The sequence below is a fragment of the Mesorhizobium sp. WSM4815 genome, assembly GCF_055811575.1.
On sequence record NZ_JBVVQS010000101.1, the window covers coordinates 22233 to 39638 of the forward strand.

Here is a 17406-nt window from a genome sequence, read left to right on the forward strand (position 1 = left end):
CTGTACCATATCCTGAAGGTCCGAGCCCAACGGCTTTGAGGGGCGCGGTTATCGCGTCCCTCCGATCTGCTTGAGCGTCAGAACTCGAGCGCCTGCCTGAGCGCCGGACCGCTCCTGACACGCAGATCGAGGTCGGCCTCGATATGGTCGATGTGGTGCAGCATCAGGGCGCTGGCGCGTTCGGAATTGCCATTTTCCAGCGCCTCCAGGATATTCATGTGTTCGCTATGGCCGCAGCTCGAGACGCCCGAGCGGCCGTAGAGCGCAATCACCAGCGATGACCGCGCCACCAGTTCTTCCATGAAGCGCTGGAGGATGGCGTTTCCGGCAACCGAAGCCAGCAGCAGGTGAAAATCGCCCGAAGCCTTGATTTCCGAGCGTCTTGCATTTGGTCCGCGTTCGGCAATGAAGCGGCCCTCTTCATCGAGCTGCGCCTTGAAGGCAGCGACATGGTCCGGCGTCATCCGCCCGGCTGCGGCAATCGCTATGCCGGGCTCGATCAGCCGGCGCGAAGCAAAGACCTGACGCGCTTCCTCCGGCGACGGGTTGGCGACGAAGGCGCCACGATTGCGCTCGGTCCGCACCAGGCCTTCGAAGGAGAGCATCTGCAGCGCCGCGCGCGCCACGGTGCGGCTCACATCGAATAAAGTGCCGACCTCGCCTTCCGACAGCTTGGTTCCGGGCGCCAGCCGGCGGTCGACGATCGCGTCGCGCAACTGGTCGCGGATCGCCTGGGCGCGATCCTCGTTGGCACTGTCGACAGCAGGGAAAGTCTGGTCGGCTATATTCATGATGGTGGTCCCTGCGCCTTTCTAACCTGAATCGGGTCGCTTGCACGAGGGACAAAGTGGATACGATGCCGAAAAAGATTGCATACGATTTTTGCGGGAATCACCAGCGATCGCCTATAATTTGTGCATTCGTAGGCATGCCATTTCGAGGGGCGGCCGGAGGCAATTCTGATTTTCCCAAGGAATCAATCGTTTGAGGCCGATCTAGCAACTTGGCATGCATGATGCTTTGCTTAAGTTGATTTAGAGAGGAAGCCGGATGTCCAAAGCCGCCGAAATCGACATCGTGTCCGTTTCGAAGATCTATGGCGCAACGACTGCCGTCGAAGACATCAGCTTGAAAATCCCCGCGGGAACCTATTGCTGCCTGCTCGGGCCGTCCGGCTGCGGCAAGACCTCGACGCTGCGGATGATTGCCGGGCATGAGAGCATATCGAGCGGCGACGTGCGTCTCGGCAACACGGTGGTCACCGACCTGCCGCCGGCCAGGCGCGGCACCGCCATGATGTTCCAGTCCTACGCGCTGTTTCCGCATCTCGACCTGGTCGACAATGTTGCGTTCAGCCTCAAGATGAAGGGCGTCGGCAAGGAAGGGCGCCGCGCCAGGGCGCTCGATATGCTGAAGCTGATGCAGATGGAGGGCTACGCCAGCCGCCGCCCGGCGCAGCTTTCGGGCGGACAGCAGCAACGCGTCGCTCTGGCCCGCGCGCTGATCACCGACCCCGAAGCGCTGCTGCTCGACGAGCCGCTATCGGCACTCGATCCATTCCTGAAGATCCGCATGCGGGCGGAACTGAAGAAGCTGCAGACGTCGCTCGGCATCACTTTCGTCCACGTCACCCACAGCCAGGAGGAGGCGATGGCGCTCGCCGACCTGATCGTGGTCATGAATGACGGCCGTATCGAGCAGGCGGCGCATCCGCGCATCGTCTTCGAGCGGCCGGCCACCGCGTTCGTCGCCCGCTTCATGGGCGATCACAACGTCGTCTCCGGCCGCGTCAGCGGCAGCCGCGACGGCATGGTTGTCTTCGATGTGCCGGGTGGGGCCTCGCTTGCGGCCAGCGGGCAGGGCAGGGCGATCGGCGAGCCGATCGATATCGCCATTCGCACCGACCATGTGCGGATCGGCGACCCACTGGCCACGGGGCTCGGCTTCACCGGCATCGCTTCCAACGTCGAATACCGCGGCTCGACCGTAAAACTCTCGGTCAATGGCGCCGGCATCGAGGATTTTACCGTCATCGTCGACGACACCAGCTTCTTCGCCAAGCCGGTCGCCGTCGGCGACGCGGTACCGATCGCCTGGGACGCCGAGGACGCGATCGTCCTTGGTCGTCTCGATTCCTGAACCAGAACCATCAATCAAAACAGGGGAACTGAGATGACCAACGCCACCGACAACAAGACAGGAATTTCCCGCCGCTCGCTGCTCAAGACCGGTGCTGCCGCCGTCGGTCTTGCCGCCGGTTCGGGTGCCATCACCGGGTTCCCGACGATCTGGGCGCAGAACCCGATCACGCTGCGCCAGTTCGGCACCGGAGTGTCGAACCTCAACGCCATTGCCGACAAGTGCAAGGCCGACCTCGGCATCACGCTGGAAATGACTGCGACCGATTCCGACGCCGCCGCCCAGCGCGCGGTGACCCAGCCGGACAGCTACGACATCGCCGACATCGAATACTGGATCGCCAAGAAGGTCTATCCGTCCGGCGTGATGCAGCCGATGGATGTCAAGAAGCTGAAATATTACGACAAGATCGTGCCGCTGTTCATCACCGGCAAGCTGACGCCCGACAGCGTCATCGCCCAGGGCACCGCGCCGCATACCGTCGGCTTCGTCGAGGCGCAGGACGCCAAGATCTTCGCCGAGCAGCCGACCCAGTGGATGACGATGGTTCCGACCATCTACAATGCCGATACGCTCGGTATTCGCCCCGACCTTGTCGGCCGCGACATCACCACCTGGGCCGACATCATGGATCCGGCCTTCAAGGGCAAGGCCGCGATCCTCAACATCCCGTCGATCGGCATCATGGATGCGGCGATGATCATGGAAGCCATGGGCAACGTCAAATATGCCGACAAGGGCAATATGACCAAGGAGGAGATCGACAAGACGATCGACTTCCTGATCAAGGCCAAGCAGGACGGCCAGTTCCGCGCCTTCTGGAAATCGTTCGATGAGAGCGTCAATTTGATGGCTTCGGGCGAAGTGGTCATCCAGTCGATGTGGTCGCCGGCCGTCGCGGCGGTGCGCTCCAAGGGCATCGCCTGCAAATACCAGCCGCTCAAGGAAGGCTATCGCTCGTGGGGCGGCGGCCTTGGCCTGGCGGCGCATCTCAAGGGCGCCGAGCTCGACGCCGCCTACGAGTACATCAACTGGTACTTGTCCGGCTGGGTCGGCGCCTACCTCAACCGCCAGGGCTATTACTCGGCCGCCATGGACACGGCCAAGCAGTTCATGTCCGAGGACGAATGGGGCTACTGGGTCGACGGCAAGCCGGCCAAGGGCGACATCATGGCGCCGGACGGCAAGATCATGGAGAAGGCAGGCGCGGTGCGCGACGGCGGCTCCTTCGTCGAGCGCATGGGCAAGGTCGCCTGCTGGAACTCGGTCATGGACGAGGACCGCTACATGGTGAGGCGCTGGAACGAATTCATCGCGGCGTAGTGCAGCCATTCTGAGATGCCTCACTCCTTCCCACCCCCCTCTGTCCTGCCGGACATCTCCCCCGCAAAGGGGGAGATTGCGCCCTCAATACCGCTTTCGCCAACCGCCGGCACTGCAAGAATGGCGCCGACAACGCAACTGCCAATCTCCCCCCTTGCGGGGGAGATGTCCGGCAGGACAGAGGGGGGTGGGAAGGATCACAACCTGGCAAATCGCTTCTCATCGCACCAAGGCTGTTCAGGATGACTGTGGCTCTCGAACAGCCTGCGACCACTGCCGCCAAACCGGCCAAACGCCGCCGCGTCTCGGTCGCACGCCTCGTTCCCTACCTGCAGGCGGCGCCGCTGGCGCTGATCCTTGGCGCGTTCCTTTTGCTGCCGATCCTGATGATCGCCGTGGTCTCCTTCTGGGATTACGATTTCGCTGCGATGTATCCGGATTTCCTGACCATCAACTACGCCGACACGCTCGGCTCCTGGGTCACCTGGAAAACCTATCTGAACACGCTGAAATACGCTGGTATCGTCTGGGCACTGACGCTGTTCGTCGGCTTCTGGGTCGCCTATTTCCTCGCCTTCCATATCAGGACCACCGCCATGCAGATGGTGCTGTTCCTGGTCTGCACGGTGCCGTTCCTGACCTCCAACATCATCCGCATGATCTCGTGGATTCCGGTGCTTGGCCGCAACGGCCTGGTCAACTCGACGCTGGTTGAGATCGGGCTGATCCCGAAGCCGATCGAATGGCTGCTCTATTCCGAATTCGCCGTGGTGCTGGCCATGGTGCATCTCTACACGCTGTTCATGGTGACCCCGATCTTCAACACGCTGATGCGCATCGACAAGTCGCTGATCGAGGCGGCGCGCGATGCCGGCGCGTCCGGCTGGCAGGTGTTGTGGAACGTCGTCATCCCGCTTGCCAAGCCCGGCATGGCTATCGGCACCATCTTCGTCGTCACGCTGGTGATGGCCGACTTTTCGACGGTGCAGGTGATGTCCGGCGGACAGAGCGCATCCGTCGCGCTGATGATGAAGAACCAGATGTCGCTGCTGCAATATCCGGCAGCGGCCGCCAACGCGGTCGTGCTGCTGGTGCTGGTGCTGCTGATGGTCGCCGGCATCCTGCGCATCGTCGACGTCCGCAAGGAGCTGTGAGGCGATGAGCCGGGACAAGCGCACCCTTGAATTCTACGTGCTGGCGGCATTCTTCGCCCTTTTCGTGCTGTTTCTCTACGGCCCGCTCTCGGCGATCCTGATCCTGTCCTTCCAGGGCGAGAATGGCGGGCTGACCTTTCCGCTGAACGGCGTTTCGCTGCACTGGTTCGCCAATCTGTTCGAACGCCAGGCGGTCGGTGATTTCGGCGGCAGCTTCAAACGCTCCTTTATTCTTGGCCTGATGGTGATGATCGTCACCGTCGGCGTGTCGCTGCTTGCCGGTCTTGCCTTTCGGCAAAAATTTCACGGCGCCACCGCATTGTTCTATCTGGCAGTCGCCAGCCTGGTCGTGCCGTCGATCATCATCTCGCTCGGCATCGGCGTCGTCTTCCAGCAGATCGGCTTTCGTCCCGCCTGGTACACCTCTGCTTTTGGTGCCCATCTGACCTGGACCTTGCCTTTCGGCGTGCTGATCATGTTCGCGGTCTTCAACCGGTTTTCGCCGGCCTATGAGGAAGCTGCGCGGGACTTGGGCGCGACCTCCTGGCAGACCTTCGCGCATGTCGTGCTGCCGATGATCGCGCCCAGCCTGATCGGTGTCGGCCTGTTCGGTTTCACCCTGTCCTATGACGAGTTCGCCCGCACCCTGATGACCTCGGGCACGTTCAACACGCTGCCGCTCGAAATCTATGGCATGACGACGAATGTGACGACGCCAGTGCTCTATGCGCTGGGCACCGTGACCACGGTATTTTCCTTCCTGGTGATTTTGGCGACGCTCGGCGCAATCGCCTATGTCGGCGGCCGTCGGCCGCGAGCTTGAGAGAACCGCAGTGCAGATCCTCGTCGTCAATCCGAACACCACCGCCAGCATGACCGAAACCATTGCAGCGGCGGCGCGGTTGGTCGCCGGCGCCGGTACGGACATCGTCGCCGTCACCTCGACGATGGGTCCGGTTTCGATCGAAGGCTACTACGACGAGGCGCTTGCCGTGCCGGGCCTTCTGGTCGAGATCGCCGCCGGCGAGCGCTCGGGCGCGCTGGCTGCGATCGTCGCCTGTTTCGACGACACCGGCCTGGATGCGGCGCGCGCCATGGCCAACATTCCGGTCATCGGCATCTGCGAGGCAGCGCTCAGCACGGCGTCTTTCATCGCCCAGCGCTTCACCGTCGTCACCACGACCGAGCGCTCGCGCGTGCCGGTCGAAGCGCTGGTGCAGCGCTATGGCATGGCAGGACGGGCACGCGTGCGCGCTGCCGACATTCCGGTTCTTGCGCTCGAAGACCCAACCTCTGATGCGATCCTGAAGCTGCGCGGCGAGATCGCGCGCGCGCTCGACGAGGATCGCGCCGAGGCCATCGTGCTTGGCTGTGCCGGCATGGCCGATCTCGCCGCCGCGCTGCGGCGGGAGTTCGGCGTTCCGGTCATCGACGGCGTCGGCGCCGCGGTCAAGCAGTCCGAGGCACTGATCGCGCTTGGCCTGTCGACGTCCAAGCGTGGCGCCTATGCAAACCCGCTGGCAAAGCCCTATCTTGGCGCATTGAAGTCCTTCGCCCCCGGTACCGTAGCCGCCGAGTGAGGCAATGCGCCGAACGATCAGAACGCTCGCACTTGAAGACGTAAAAATCCTTGTCGACTGGGCGGCAGCGGAGGGCTGGAATCCCGGTGTTGGCGATGCCGTGGCGTTCCATGCGGCGGATCCAGAGGGCTTCATCGGCGCCTTTGTCGATGGCGAGATGGTGGCCGGTATTTCGGCCGTCGCCTATGGCGACGATTTCGGCTTCATCGGTCTCTACATCTGTCGGCCGGACAGGCGCGGTGAGGGCCATGGCAAGGCGGTCTGGGATGCCGGCATGGCGCGGCTCGGCGACCGTACGGTCGGCCTCGATGGTGTCGTCGAACAGCAGGCCAATTACCGCAGCATGGGTTTTGCGCCGGCCTACCGGACGATCCGCTTCGTCGGATCGCCGAACGGTCCGGCAGCTGCCGACAGCGACATTCGCGTCATAGGCCCCGAAGCCGATGTCCTGGACTACGACAGCCGGTTCTTTCCCGCTCCGCGGCGATCCTTCCTGGAACACTGGCTCCGCCCGCCGCACATCGCGCTGGCGATCGTCAGGGAGGGTGCCATCGAGGGATATGGCGTCGCCCGCCGCTGCCGGGACGGCTGCAAGATCGGGCCGCTCTTTGCCAACAGCCTGGACGCGGCAAGCCCCCTTTTCGCGGCACTCGCCAACGCCTCCGGACCCGGAAATATCCACCTCGACGTTCCCGAGACCAGCGGACAATTTGCAGCTCGGCTGACGTCCGCCGGCCTTCAACCGGGCTTCGAGACGGCTCGAATGTACAGGGGCAAAGCGCCGCAGCTCACACAATCCGGGGTCTTCGCGACAACCACTTTGGAGCTTGGTTGATTGAACGCAAAGCGGGCCTAATACAGCGGCTTGGCCATGTGCCGGGGCGCTGGCCATTCGGCCGTGATCCCGGGCTGCACCGGCCGCTCGAGATAGGTCGACAGAACCACATAGCTTCGCGTCGAGGTCACGCCAGGCGTTTCGTAAAGCCGCGACAGCAGGCCTTCGAGCGCCCTTGTGTCCTCGGTGCGGACCTTGATCAGCATGCATGTGTCGCCGGCCACCGAATGGATCTCCTCGACTTCGGGGTGCTCGGAAATCGCCATCAGTTCGGGGGTTTTTCCCCAGCCCTTGGTGTCGATGTGCACGAAGGCAAGCAGCGGCTTGCGCACCGCCTTGGGATCGATGATCGCCGCGGTGTTGCGAATGGCGCCGCTGCGCCGAAGCCGCTTCACCCGTTCATGCGCTGCCGGCGGCGACAGGCCGACACGATCACCGAGTTCGGCATAGCTGACCGTGGCGTCGTCGACCAGAACGCCTAATATCTTTCGGTCGGTCGCGTCGACATCGCGGCCAGTAGGCCTGTTCTGCGGAATGCCATCTGTTTCTTCATCCATGGTGAAATTCCTTATTGATACAGAATTTAATACGGCGATTATCGGCATATGTCGAACAGTGATCAAGTCGCAACATTGACGGCAAGGCCGCCTATCCCGGCGCTCGCCTATCTCCTGACCGGATGCATCGCGGTGATCGGCTCGAACTCGCTGGTTCTCGGTCCGATAGCGCCGGCGGTGGCCGCATCGTTTGCGACAAACGTGCCGGCCGTCATGATCGCGTCCGCTGCGTTCGGGCTTGGAACGTCGGCAAGCGCCCTGTTCCTGGCCCGCCATATCGATCGGCTCGGCGCCCGCCGCATGCTGCAAGGGGCGTTGTTGCTGCTGGCGGTCGCGCTCCTCGCCAGCGCCGCCGCGCCGACTGTAACGGCGTTGGTTGCGTCGCAACTTGTCGCCGGCATCGCCGCCGGCGTTGCCATGCCGGCAATCTACGCCAGCGCCGCTGCGATCGCGCCGCCTGGCCGCGAAAGTGGAACCATCGGTGTCGTGCTGACCGGATGGACCCTGAGCATGGTCGCCGGCGTCTCATTGTCGGCGGTGCTTGCCGATCTGGTGCATTGGCGCGCCGTTTTCGCAGCGGTTGCGGTGCTTGCGGCGCTCGCGTTGACCGGCCTTACGCTGACGTCGTTGAGCGACGTCAGGAAAAGCGGCCCGGCGCCGACGCCGCTCGGCGCCTTGGCCGTTCCCGGCATAGTGCCGCTCCTGGTCGCCTGCGGCGCCTTCATGACCGCCTTCTACGGCGTCTATGGGTATCTTGGCGATCACCTTCACAACGGCTTGGGACGGCCGGTCAGCGCCAACGGCTTGGCGGCGCTCGCCTATGGCGCCGGCTTCGGCATGGCGGCGCTGCTTGACGGGGTGATCGATCGGCTTGGCGCGCGACGTGTCATGCCGTTCGCCTATCTCCTCGTCGCGGCCGTCTATGTCGCGCTGGCCGCGGCAGGCAGTAGTTTCCATCTGACCATCGCGATGGTCGCGCTCTGGGGCCTTGCCAATCATTTCGGGCTGAACGTCCTGGTGATGCGCCTCTCGGCGCTCGATCCGGCGCGGCGCGGCACGATCATGGGCTTGAACAGCGCAGTGACCTATCTCGCGGTGTTTGTCGGCACCACCGCCTTCGGTCCGCTCTATTCCAGCTTTGGTTTTGCGGCATCGGCGGCGGTTGCAGCCTTGCTCATGCTGGTTGCCGCTTCGGCGGCGGCGTGGCATTCGCCGCGGCCCGTGTAGTCGCGGAGCCACGCGGCGGCAGAGCTTGCGCTCCCCGCCGTTCCTTCGATAAATGCAAAATGAAAGTGCCACAAAGCGCTGTATACGGGTATCCGGCTGTGAGCCTGTCTGGACAAGCGATGAACATGACGCTTGAAACCACCGCCGACCCTTCGCCGAAAGAACTCGCTTTTCTCGGGGAGCGGCTCAGCGCGTTCAACGACAGCGAAGTCGGTCCGGCCAACAGGAAGGTGCTCGCCGTGTTCGTGCGCGACGAGCACCGTGCGGTTGTCGGCGGCATCTCGGGATACACCGCCTGGGGCTGGCTCTATGTGCAGTGGCTGTGGGTTGATGAGCGGCTGCGCGGCCAGCGCATGGCCGGCAGGATGCTGGACGCAGCCGAACAGGAGGCCGTCGCACGCGGCTGTCATGGCGCCTTGATCGACACCTTCAATCCCCAGGCGGCCAAGGCCTATGAGCGTCAGGGGTATCGGCTGTTCGGCGTGCTTCCCGATTTTCCCGCCGGTCGCAGCCGCGTCTTCCTGCAGAAGAAACTGCTGGCTTGATCAGCCGGCAAGGCGTCCGCCGCGCATAGGCTGTGGCACACCGGTGGTGGTCGGAAAACTGATCGGCAGGCCCCTGAGCACGCGAACCGCCAGGAAGGCAAAGCACTCCGCCTCGACCGCGTCTCCCTTCCAGCCGAGCGCTTCCGCCGGCACCGCTTCGACACCAGCGCGGCTGGCGAGCATGGTCATGATCGTCGGGTTGTGGCGGCCGCCGCCGCTGACCACCAGCCGCTTTGGCCGGTGCGGCAGGAGGTCGAGCGCCTTGCCGACGGCCGCGGCGGTGAAGGCCGTCAGCAGTGCGGCGCCATCCTTCGCATTCAAACCATTCGCCATGGCCGCGCCGAAATCGAACCGGTCAAGTGACTTTGGATAGGGCTTGGCCAGGTAGGGATGCTGCAGGAGCTTGGCCAGCCGGTCTTCGTCGACGGTGCCGGTCCGCGCCAGCGCGCCGTCGCGGTCCATCTCACCCAAACCCATCGACTTGATGAAATCGTTCAGCGGCGCATTGGCCGGTCCGGTGTCGAAAGCGATGACATTGTCCTTGCCGTCCCACCAGGTGATGTTGGCGACGCCGCCGAGATTGAGCACCGCGGTGTCGCCGCTGATATCGGCATCGCGCAGCAGCGCGGCGTGATAGGCGGCCGACAGCGGCGCCCCTTGCCCGCCGGCGCGCATGTCGGCCGAACGGAAATCGTAGGCGACCTTGGTCCCCAGGATTGCATGCATCAATGCCCCATCGCCGAGCTGGCGGGTCTGGCCGAGCCGGCCGGATTGCGGGGCGCGATGCAGCACGGTCTGGCCATGGAAGCCGACGACGCCGATATCGGCCATCGTCAGCCCGTGGCTTTCGACCAGGTCCTTGACGGCCGCTGACTGGGCGCGCGTCAGCGCTTGTTCAGCTTCGCGAAAGATCGCCGGCTCCGGTCCGGCAAAATTCCACCCCCTGGCCTGATCCAGCGTCTCCTCCAGCAGCGTCCGGATCGACCCGGGGTAGGGCGCCAGCGTGTAGGTGCCGAAATCCTCGATCCGCTCGCCGTCGGTCTTGATCAGCGCAACATCGATATTGCCGTCCAGCACGGTGCCGGTCATCAGGCCGACGGCCCAGATTGGTTCGCCACTTTTCGCAATCATCATTTGTTAGGCTCCGTTGACGCGATCGCCGACCGATGGGCGAATCTCGATAATCCCGCGCTGTCGAAACGGATGTGTCGGATGGATCCGTTTGGTGAGCAAGGTCCCATGCCCTGCCTTTGTCGAAGTCGGTCCATCCAGGATACTGGTATACCGGTATCCAGACAGCTTCACAGCGTCTTTTCGCCGATCGCCTTTCGCAAAAACCCGCCCGCATTGTCGAGCGCCTTGCGTGCCTCTTCGATGCCCATCCCGGTGATTGTCACCAGTATCGCCAGCTTGACGTCTTTGCCGGTCTGGTCGAGCGCCCGTCGTGCCTGCTGCGCTGTGCAGCCGGTGGTCTGCATGACGATCCCGACCGCCCTGGCGACGAGCTTCTTGTTGCTGGGATTGAGGTCCACCATCAGGTTCTGATAATTCTTGCCGATCCGGATCATGCTGGCTGTCGTTAGCATGTTGAGAACCAGCTTTTGCGCGGTTCCCGACTTCAGCCGGGTCGACCCGGCGAGAACCTCGGGGCCGACAAGCGGAGAGATGGCGATATCGGCAATGCCGGCAATGACTGAACTGGGATTGCAGGAAAGCGCCACCGTCGTTGCTCCGACCTGCCTTGCATAAGTCAAGCCGCCGATGACGTAGGGTGTGCGGCCGCTGACTGCGATGCCGACCACCACATCGTCGGCGGTCAACTTGATGTCCTGCAGTGCCTTGATGCCTTGTTGCGGATCGTCCTCGGCGCCTTCCACAGCCCGCACCAGCGCATTCGGGCCGCCCGCGATCAGGCCGAGCACCATGCCCTCGGGCACGCCAAATGTTGGCGGACACTCCGAGGCGTCGAGAACCCCCAGCCGGCCGCTCGTGCCGGCGCCCATATAGACAAGCCGCGCGCCTTTTTGAAACGCACCAACGATCCGGTCTACCGCGGCAGCAATTTCCGGAATGACCTTCTCGACGGCGGCCGGAACGCCGCTGTCCTCGTGATTGATCAGGCGCAGGATCTCGATGGTCGGCAGCAGGTCGATATCCATCGTCCTCGGGTTCCGATCCTCGGAAACCAACCGCTCCAGCTCCGACATCAACTCCTGTTCGTTCATCCGCCTGCTTTCAAACTTCTTGCCATCGGCAACAAGTAATGTGATGCGGCGCCGGGCGTTGACCAGTACCAGCGACGGGCATCGACAGGCTCGCCAGCCAAACAAATGTTGACAACATCATCTGTTGTTGGTCAAAGTTCAGCATGAATTGCGCGAACCGGGGTGAGGCGATGGACGACCTTGGAGCACAGGAACAGGCAGTGCTGGATCTCATTGCGGCGAACCCGTTCGCCGGCCAGCAGGATATAGCGACCGCGCTCGGCATTGCCCGCTCGACCGTCGCGGCCCACATCGTGCAGCTCGTCAACAAGGGCTATATCCTTGGTCGCGGCTATGTCTTGCCGGCGTCCAAGCGCATGATCTGCATCGGCGGCGCCGTCCTCGACCGCAAGTACCACGCCAGGAAGGATCTGATCTTCGGGACGTCGAACCCGGTCGCCGGCTACCGCAGCTTCGGCGGCGTCGCCCGCAACGTCGCCGAGAACCTTGTCCGCCTCGGCGTCGACGTGAGCTTCGTCTCGATTGTCGGCGACGACGAGACCGGCCGCTCGCTGGTGCGGCATCTGCGCGACCTCGGCGCCGACGTCAGCCAGGTCATCACGTCAACGGAGCGGCCGACGGCGGAATATGCAGCGATCCTCGATCTCGACAACGATCTCGTGCTCGGCATCGCCGACATGGAGATCTTCGATCTGTTTTCGCCATCCTGTCTCGACCGTTTCTGGCCGCATCTGGCTTCGGCGAATTGGGTGTTCATCGACTGCAACCTGCCGGCCGCGACGATCGCGGCGCTGATGTCACGCAAGCAGGGCGCGCGCTTCAAGCTCGCCGTCGACACGGTGTCGTCGCCGAAATCGGCACGCCTGCCGAAGGACCTGTCCGGCATCGACCTTTTATTCACCAACCATGACGAGGCCAATACGATGCTTGGCATCACCGATGCCGACAAGCGGCTGAAGCCGAAAGAGGCAGCGGCGGCGCTGCGCGCGGCCGGCGCCAGCGAGGTGATCGTGACCATGGGCGCGCACGGATTTGCGGTCGCGACCGAAGGCGGCGTGTCAACGATGCGTTCCGTCCCGGCCCGCGCCGTCGACATCACCGGAGCCGGCGACGCAATGATTGCCGGCACCCTGTACAAGGTGCTTTCGGGCGATCCCGTGCTCGACGCGGCGCGCACCGGGGCGCTGCTCGCCACGCTGACCACCGAGAGCGAATCCAGCGTCCATCCCGATCTGTCGCCGCGCTTCCTCACCGCCGGCATGTACCGCATTCCCGCCTGAACGCGAGTCGAACCCTGAAAGCGAAACGACGATGAAACCTTCCCTTCTCCATCTGAACGACGAAGTCGCTGCAGCACTTCGTGAAGGCCGCGCGGTGGTGGCGCTGGAATCGACGATCATCACCCACGGCATGCCCTATCCGGCCAATCTGGAGACTGCCCGCAGCGTCGAGACCGTGGTGCGCGAGAATGGCGCCGTGCCCGCCACGATCGCGGTGGTTGCCGGCAAGATCAAGGTCGGGCTCGAAGACCGCGAGCTGGAGCAGCTGGCAGCGGCAAAGGACGTGGTCAAGGCGTCCGGGCGCGACCTCGCCGCCATCATGGTGAGCGGCGGCTCGGCCGGGACCACGGTTTCGGCGACGATGCGGATCGCTGCATTGGCTGGCATCGGTATTTTCGCGACCGGCGGCGTCGGCGGCGTGCATCGTGGCGCCGAGGCCACTTTCGATATTTCGGCCGACCTGACCGAACTCGGCCAGACCGGCACGGCCGTCGTCTGCGCCGGCGTGAAATCGATCCTCGATATTGCAAAAACGCTGGAATATCTGGAGACCCAGCGCGTGCCGGTGATTGCCTACCAGAGCGACGACTTTCCGGCTTTTTATACGCGCTCCAGCGGACTTAAAGCCGATCACCGCCTCGATACGCCGCAGGTCATTGCGCAGGCCATGCTGCTGCACGAGCAGATCGGCTCGGGCACAGGCATCCTCGTCGCCAACCCAATTCCGCAAGTGGATGCGCTCGATCCGGCCTTCATCGACGGCACGATCACGGCAGCGGTGGCGGAAGCCGAAGAACGCGGCATCGGACGCAAGGAGCTGACGCCGTTCCTGCTAGCCCGCATCAACGAGCTTTCGCAAGGCCGCAGCCTGAAGGCCAACATCGCGCTGGTCCGCAACAACGCCGCGCTTGCCGCTCTGATCGCCGTGGCGCATGCGGGATTGAAGGACATGAAATAGCGGAACTGCCGGCCACAATCGCTGACCTGTCCAGCCGCTTTTCCAGCCGCGACAGGAGTTCGGCAACCCTCTGGAACATGGGGCTCAGTCGTCCGCCCTGGGAGCCTCGGTCTCGGCGCGAACCAGCTTGATGTCGGCGCCCGCCGCCCAGGCGCCGATATCTTCCCGGCGCAATGCCGCCGCCATCATGTCCGGAAACAAATCCGGCGTGCAGGCGAAGACCGGAATGCCAAGTGCGGCAACCGAACCTGCCATTGCCGGATCATAGCCGGGCCGGCCTTGGTCGGTCAGTGCCAGAAGCACGACGACATTGACGCCGGATCGAACCAGCGCCGCCAGCCGTCGCAGCAATTCCTGGCCATTGCCGCCCTCGTAGAGGTCGGTGACCAGCACCAGATGCGACTTGGTTGGCCGCTCGATACGGTCGGCGCAATAGGCGACGGCCTGGTTGATATCGGTGCCGCCGCCAAGCTGCACGCCGAACAGCACTTCGACGGGATCGCTGAGTTCTTCGGTAAGGTCGACGATGGCCGTATCGAAACAGACGAGCTTGGTGCGCACGACCGGCAGCGAGGCCATCACCGCCGCGAAGATCGAGGCGTAGACGACCGAGCTTGCCATCGAGCCGGACTGGTCGACGCAGAGAACGACTTCGTCAAGGTCGACCAGCCGACGCTGCTTGCGCATGAAACCAACCAGCTTCTCCGGCACGATAGTTTTGTGCTCGGGCTGGTAGTGGCGAAGGTTCGCCGAGATGGTGCGCTGCCAGTCGATATCGCGCGCACGCGGACGGTTGGTGCGCTTCGATCGGTCGAGCGCGCCGCGTATCGCCTCGGCGGTCTTCTGCTCCAGCTTCTCCATCAGCTTGGCGACGATGTCGGCGATGATCGTGCGGGCGATGTCCTTGGTCTTGGCCGGCATGACTGAACGCAGTGAAATCAGGTCGGCGACCAGGTTGACGTCCGCCTCGATCGCCTTGAGGAACTCCGGCTCCATCAGCATCTGCTTCAGGTCCAGCCGTTCGAAAGCGTCCTTCTGGACGATCTGAACGACCTGCGCGGGAAAGAAGGAGCGAATGTCCCCCATCCATTGCGCAACGCGCAGTGCCGAGCGGCCAAGCCCGCCACGCCGCTTGCGCGGGTCACTGGCCGCCGCGCTGGCACCATCGCCGTAGAGAGCATCGAGTGCCGCCGAAAGTCGTTTGTCGTCGCTGGAAAGTGCCGCCGACGCCTCGTCATCGGCGCCGATCGCCAGGCGCCAGCGGCGCTCCCCTCCGGCATCTGCAGTGAGTCGGCCGGGCCCGTTCATTTCGCCCTCGTCATCCATTGCCGCTTCCTCCCCTCAGCAATGGTCCAAGCCGTTCCAGGTGTCGGCGCCATGCCTCGCCGCCATCCGGCGTCGGCGTCAGGCCAGCCGGCAAGCGCGCGGCACGGCCGAGAACCGCTTCGATCAGTCGCCGGCGCTCCATGCTGTCCAGATTGGAAAAGACGCGGCGCAGCAACGGCAGGTGCGCGATGAAAGCATCTTCGTCGAGAGATTTGAGCCAGGAATCGACCGCGCTGCGCAGACCTTCGTCATAGATCAGCCGTTGACCCGCTGTGCTGAAGAAGCCCTCGAAGAACCCCGCCGCCTCGGCGACTGGCGTGCCCGGCGACAGGCGTCGCCCGAGCAGCTCGGCTGCGGCTTCGGCGGACAGGCGGCCGGCCTCGTAGAGCAGGTGCGCGGCGCATCCGGCCAATAGCGCCGTCGCCCGCGACCCCTCGAGAACGGCAGCCAGCCCTTTGCGCCATCCGTTCAGCACGCCTTCCCCCGGCTCCACCAGCCTGATCGCCTCATCGGCCTTGCGCATCGCTCTTACCAGCGTCGCGGCGGCCTGCTCATCCAGGTCGCGTGCCGCACAGGGAAGCGCGATCGCACCTTCGACGATCAGCCGCCCCATGAGGCCGGAAAGCCGGTTCGTCTCGGTTTTGCGCGCCTCGCCGTAGCGGATGATGTCGGCGAGCGGCGGCACCGAGGCCAGAATCTCCAGGCATTCGCTGCTGCGCGCCGCGCGCGCCTCCAGGGCCGCGAGACCGGCGGTCGATGCTTCCGACAGGCCTGCCGTGATGGCGCCCTGGACGAGTGCCGCAAGCGTATCGAGGGTCGCTGCGGCTTCGATCATCTGTATCAGGCGGCCGTTGGCAGCCTTTTCGATGGTCGGCCCGTAGATCAGGTTCTCCACCAGGCGAACGGCATATTCCGGCTCCCAGGCCAGGGTCCACCGCTCGCGGAACGTGCCACGGCTGCGACCGGCGTCCGTCAACTTGCCCCAATGCACACCAAGCACGTTCAGCCGATGCAGCAATGTCGAACGAAACAGCCCGCTGTCGCTTCGCAGGTCGACGGATAGTTCCCGCTCCAACGCTTCAGGTTTCAGCCGCGCCGCCTTCTGGTTGCGCTGCAGATCCTCGATCAACGGCGCCAACGGCGTGTCGGGTGGAATTTCGCCGACGTCCGCACCTAGAAGCAGCTCGGCCTCGACCACGGCCCACAGCAACGCTTCGCCGTTGAACAGAGCCGCAATTGCGGCGTCGCGCAATTCCTCAAACCCGGGTTTCGGCCGCTCGCGAATCGCGGCGAGCGTGCGGGCGAGCCGCTCCGCTTCGATCAGCGAAGCGGTCGAGACCAGGTGACCCTTCACCCGCAGCACCGCTGCAATCATTGCAAGCCACAAGGTTGCTGCATCGCGCCGGCCGCGCGTGCGCCAGAGATGCTTGCACCAGCCGGGTGCGACGACGCCCGCGCCATAGCCGTAGCCCAGCGCCAGACGCGGTCCCGTCCACGGCGCCCATGTCATCGTGCTCTTGCGCCTCGCAATCCCCTTAAGCAGGGCTTGATCGTTTTTCTGCATGTGTGTCGCCTGCAGTGCCGGCACATGCCACGCCCCGCAGACGACGGCGATAGGTCCGTCGAATTCCTTGCGCGCCGCAGCGATTTCGAGCCGCATATGCGCTTCGCGCTTGGCCTCGAACTGCGCGATCGAGCCTTCACCATCCCTCAGCGTTATCATCGCGTCGGAGATGGCGGCGAATATGGGGCCTGGTTCCGGATTCTGCTCGATGATGTCCGACCACCAGCTTTCGCCATCCTCATAGCCGGCGGCGCGGGCCAGCGTGCCTATCGGATCACGCCGATGCGGAGCCACATCATCACGCTTGCTTGACTCCTTCGCATCGTCAGCATCGACTTTTTCCGCGCCGTCGACCGCCGCTTCCGAGAAGCGCGCCGACGACGGCAGGTCGATGAAGCGCAACGCCGCCTTGTTGTCCACGGCCCAAAGGACCGCCTGATATTCCGGCGAGAACTCGGCGAATGGCCAGAAGCTTGTCGAAGCCGGATCCTCCTCCGGATAGCAAAGCAGTGCTACCGGCGGCTGCATCTCCGGGCGGGCCAGCAACGGCAGCAGCGCGGAGGCATCGATAGGCCCCTCGACCAGCACGGCGACCGGCTGCAAATCCTGCAATGCCTGCACAAGGCTGTCGGCGGAACCCGGCCCGTGATGGCGTATGCCGAAATAGGCGACCTCGCTGTGCCCCATGGCGCG

The 17406-nt window shown here is 64.0% G+C and carries 16 protein-coding genes; 10 read left to right on the top strand and 6 right to left on the bottom strand.

Annotated features, from left to right (window positions below; all coding sequences use genetic code 11):
- Positions 1–77: 77 nt before the first annotated feature.
- Positions 78–791 carry a GntR family transcriptional regulator gene (locus AC0L2B_RS25715; RefSeq protein ID WP_023800160.1) on the bottom strand — a complete coding sequence of 238 codons (714 nt, stop codon included), beginning with the start codon at positions 789–791 and terminating at the stop codon, positions 78–80.
- 259 nt (positions 792–1050) lie between these two features.
- Between AC0L2B_RS25715 and AC0L2B_RS25720 the strand changes: the two genes are divergently transcribed.
- From AC0L2B_RS25720 to AC0L2B_RS25745, 6 genes are all read left to right on the top strand, one after another.
- The gene (locus AC0L2B_RS25720; RefSeq protein ID WP_473747314.1) at positions 1051–2139 is read left to right on the top strand and encodes an ABC transporter ATP-binding protein; all 1089 of its coding nucleotides are present in this window, start codon (positions 1051–1053) and stop codon (positions 2137–2139) included.
- Positions 2140–2172: 33 nt separating this feature from the next.
- Positions 2173–3462: an ABC transporter substrate-binding protein gene (locus AC0L2B_RS25725; RefSeq protein ID WP_473747315.1), complete on the top strand. Its 1290-nt coding sequence runs from the start codon at positions 2173–2175 to the stop codon at positions 3460–3462.
- A gap of 242 nt (positions 3463–3704) precedes the next feature.
- Complete coding sequence (locus AC0L2B_RS25730; protein WP_473747316.1) at positions 3705–4616, top strand: ABC transporter permease; 912 nt, start codon at positions 3705–3707, stop codon at positions 4614–4616.
- Positions 4617–4620: 4 nt separating this feature from the next.
- Complete coding sequence (locus AC0L2B_RS25735) at positions 4621–5439, top strand: ABC transporter permease (RefSeq protein WP_473747317.1); 819 nt, start codon at positions 4621–4623, stop codon at positions 5437–5439.
- Positions 5411–6196, top strand: a complete 786-nt coding sequence (locus AC0L2B_RS25740) for an aspartate/glutamate racemase family protein (RefSeq protein WP_473747318.1) — start codon at positions 5411–5413, stop codon at positions 6194–6196. Before AC0L2B_RS25735 ends, AC0L2B_RS25740 begins: the two co-directional genes overlap by 29 nt.
- A gap of 4 nt (positions 6197–6200) precedes the next feature.
- Positions 6201–7031 carry a GNAT family N-acetyltransferase gene (locus AC0L2B_RS25745; RefSeq protein ID WP_473747319.1) on the top strand — a complete coding sequence of 277 codons (831 nt, stop codon included), beginning with the start codon at positions 6201–6203 and terminating at the stop codon, positions 7029–7031.
- Positions 7032–7048: 17 nt separating this feature from the next.
- Here the strand turns inward: AC0L2B_RS25745 and AC0L2B_RS25750 are convergent, their stop codons facing one another.
- On the bottom strand, positions 7049–7588 hold the full coding sequence (locus AC0L2B_RS25750) for an Lrp/AsnC family transcriptional regulator (RefSeq protein WP_236370219.1): 540 nt from the start codon (positions 7586–7588) through the stop codon (positions 7049–7051).
- A 48-nt stretch (positions 7589–7636) separates the two neighbouring features.
- Between AC0L2B_RS25750 and AC0L2B_RS25755 the strand changes: the two genes are divergently transcribed.
- Positions 7637–8815, top strand: coding sequence for an MFS transporter (locus tag AC0L2B_RS25755; protein WP_473747320.1), 1179 nt, complete (start codon positions 7637–7639; stop codon positions 8813–8815).
- Positions 8816–8934: 119 nt separating this feature from the next.
- The gene (locus AC0L2B_RS25760) at positions 8935–9360 is read left to right on the top strand and encodes a GNAT family N-acetyltransferase (RefSeq protein WP_023800170.1); all 426 of its coding nucleotides are present in this window, start codon (positions 8935–8937) and stop codon (positions 9358–9360) included.
- Here the strand turns inward: AC0L2B_RS25760 and AC0L2B_RS25765 are convergent, their stop codons facing one another.
- Complete coding sequence (locus AC0L2B_RS25765) at positions 9361–10491, bottom strand: anhydro-N-acetylmuramic acid kinase (protein WP_473747743.1); 1131 nt, start codon at positions 10489–10491, stop codon at positions 9361–9363.
- Between the two features lie 170 nt (positions 10492–10661).
- A complete protein-coding gene (murQ, locus tag AC0L2B_RS25770) occupies positions 10662–11585 on the bottom strand; it encodes an N-acetylmuramic acid 6-phosphate etherase (RefSeq protein WP_473747321.1) in 924 nt (307 codons plus the stop codon).
- A 170-nt stretch (positions 11586–11755) separates the two neighbouring features.
- Here murQ and AC0L2B_RS25775 point away from each other — a divergent pair, with 170 nt between their 5' ends.
- Entirely contained in the window at positions 11756–12865 is a 1110-nt protein-coding gene (locus AC0L2B_RS25775) for a carbohydrate kinase (protein WP_473747322.1), read from the top strand.
- Between the two features lie 31 nt (positions 12866–12896).
- Positions 12897–13823, top strand: coding sequence for a pseudouridine-5'-phosphate glycosidase (locus AC0L2B_RS25780; RefSeq protein WP_473747323.1), 927 nt, complete (start codon positions 12897–12899; stop codon positions 13821–13823).
- Positions 13824–13907: 84 nt separating this feature from the next.
- On the opposite strand, the gene AC0L2B_RS25785 is transcribed toward AC0L2B_RS25780, so the two are convergent.
- Together AC0L2B_RS25785 and AC0L2B_RS25790 are read right to left on the bottom strand one after the other, a co-directional pair.
- The gene (locus tag AC0L2B_RS25785; protein WP_473747324.1) at positions 13908–15149 is read right to left on the bottom strand and encodes a VWA domain-containing protein; all 1242 of its coding nucleotides are present in this window, start codon (positions 15147–15149) and stop codon (positions 13908–13910) included.
- Complete coding sequence (locus AC0L2B_RS25790) at positions 15142–17400, bottom strand: DUF5682 family protein (RefSeq protein WP_473747325.1); 2259 nt, start codon at positions 17398–17400, stop codon at positions 15142–15144. The genes AC0L2B_RS25785 and AC0L2B_RS25790 overlap by 8 nt, the downstream gene beginning before the upstream one ends.
- Between the last annotated feature and the right edge of the window lie 6 nt (positions 17401–17406).

Bases quoted from the DNA above. Each gene is read 5' to 3' on its own strand.
- AC0L2B_RS25715 (WP_023800160.1), bottom strand. From the start codon at position 791: ATGAATATAGCCGACCAGACTTTCCCTGCTGTCGACAGTGCCAACGAG.
- AC0L2B_RS25720 (WP_473747314.1), top strand. From the start codon at position 1,051: ATGTCCAAAGCCGCCGAAATCGACATCGTGTCCGTTTCGAAGATCTAT.
- AC0L2B_RS25725 (WP_473747315.1), top strand. From the start codon at position 2,173: ATGACCAACGCCACCGACAACAAGACAGGAATTTCCCGCCGCTCGCTG.
- AC0L2B_RS25730 (WP_473747316.1), top strand. From the start codon at position 3,705: ATGACTGTGGCTCTCGAACAGCCTGCGACCACTGCCGCCAAACCGGCC.
- AC0L2B_RS25735 (WP_473747317.1), top strand. From the start codon at position 4,621: ATGAGCCGGGACAAGCGCACCCTTGAATTCTACGTGCTGGCGGCATTC.
- AC0L2B_RS25740 (WP_473747318.1), top strand. From the start codon at position 5,411: ATGTCGGCGGCCGTCGGCCGCGAGCTTGAGAGAACCGCAGTGCAGATC.
- AC0L2B_RS25745 (WP_473747319.1), top strand. From the start codon at position 6,201: ATGCGCCGAACGATCAGAACGCTCGCACTTGAAGACGTAAAAATCCTT.
- AC0L2B_RS25750 (WP_236370219.1), bottom strand. From the start codon at position 7,588: ATGGATGAAGAAACAGATGGCATTCCGCAGAACAGGCCTACTGGCCGC.
- AC0L2B_RS25755 (WP_473747320.1), top strand. From the start codon at position 7,637: ATGTCGAACAGTGATCAAGTCGCAACATTGACGGCAAGGCCGCCTATC.
- AC0L2B_RS25760 (WP_023800170.1), top strand. From the start codon at position 8,935: ATGAACATGACGCTTGAAACCACCGCCGACCCTTCGCCGAAAGAACTC.
- AC0L2B_RS25765 (WP_473747743.1), bottom strand. From the start codon at position 10,491: ATGATTGCGAAAAGTGGCGAACCAATCTGGGCCGTCGGCCTGATGACC.
- murQ (WP_473747321.1), bottom strand. From the start codon at position 11,585: ATGAACGAACAGGAGTTGATGTCGGAGCTGGAGCGGTTGGTTTCCGAG.
- AC0L2B_RS25775 (WP_473747322.1), top strand. From the start codon at position 11,756: ATGGACGACCTTGGAGCACAGGAACAGGCAGTGCTGGATCTCATTGCG.
- AC0L2B_RS25780 (WP_473747323.1), top strand. From the start codon at position 12,897: ATGAAACCTTCCCTTCTCCATCTGAACGACGAAGTCGCTGCAGCACTT.
- AC0L2B_RS25785 (WP_473747324.1), bottom strand. From the start codon at position 15,149: ATGGATGACGAGGGCGAAATGAACGGGCCCGGCCGACTCACTGCAGAT.
- AC0L2B_RS25790 (WP_473747325.1), bottom strand. From the start codon at position 17,400: ATGGGGCACAGCGAGGTCGCCTATTTCGGCATACGCCATCACGGGCCG.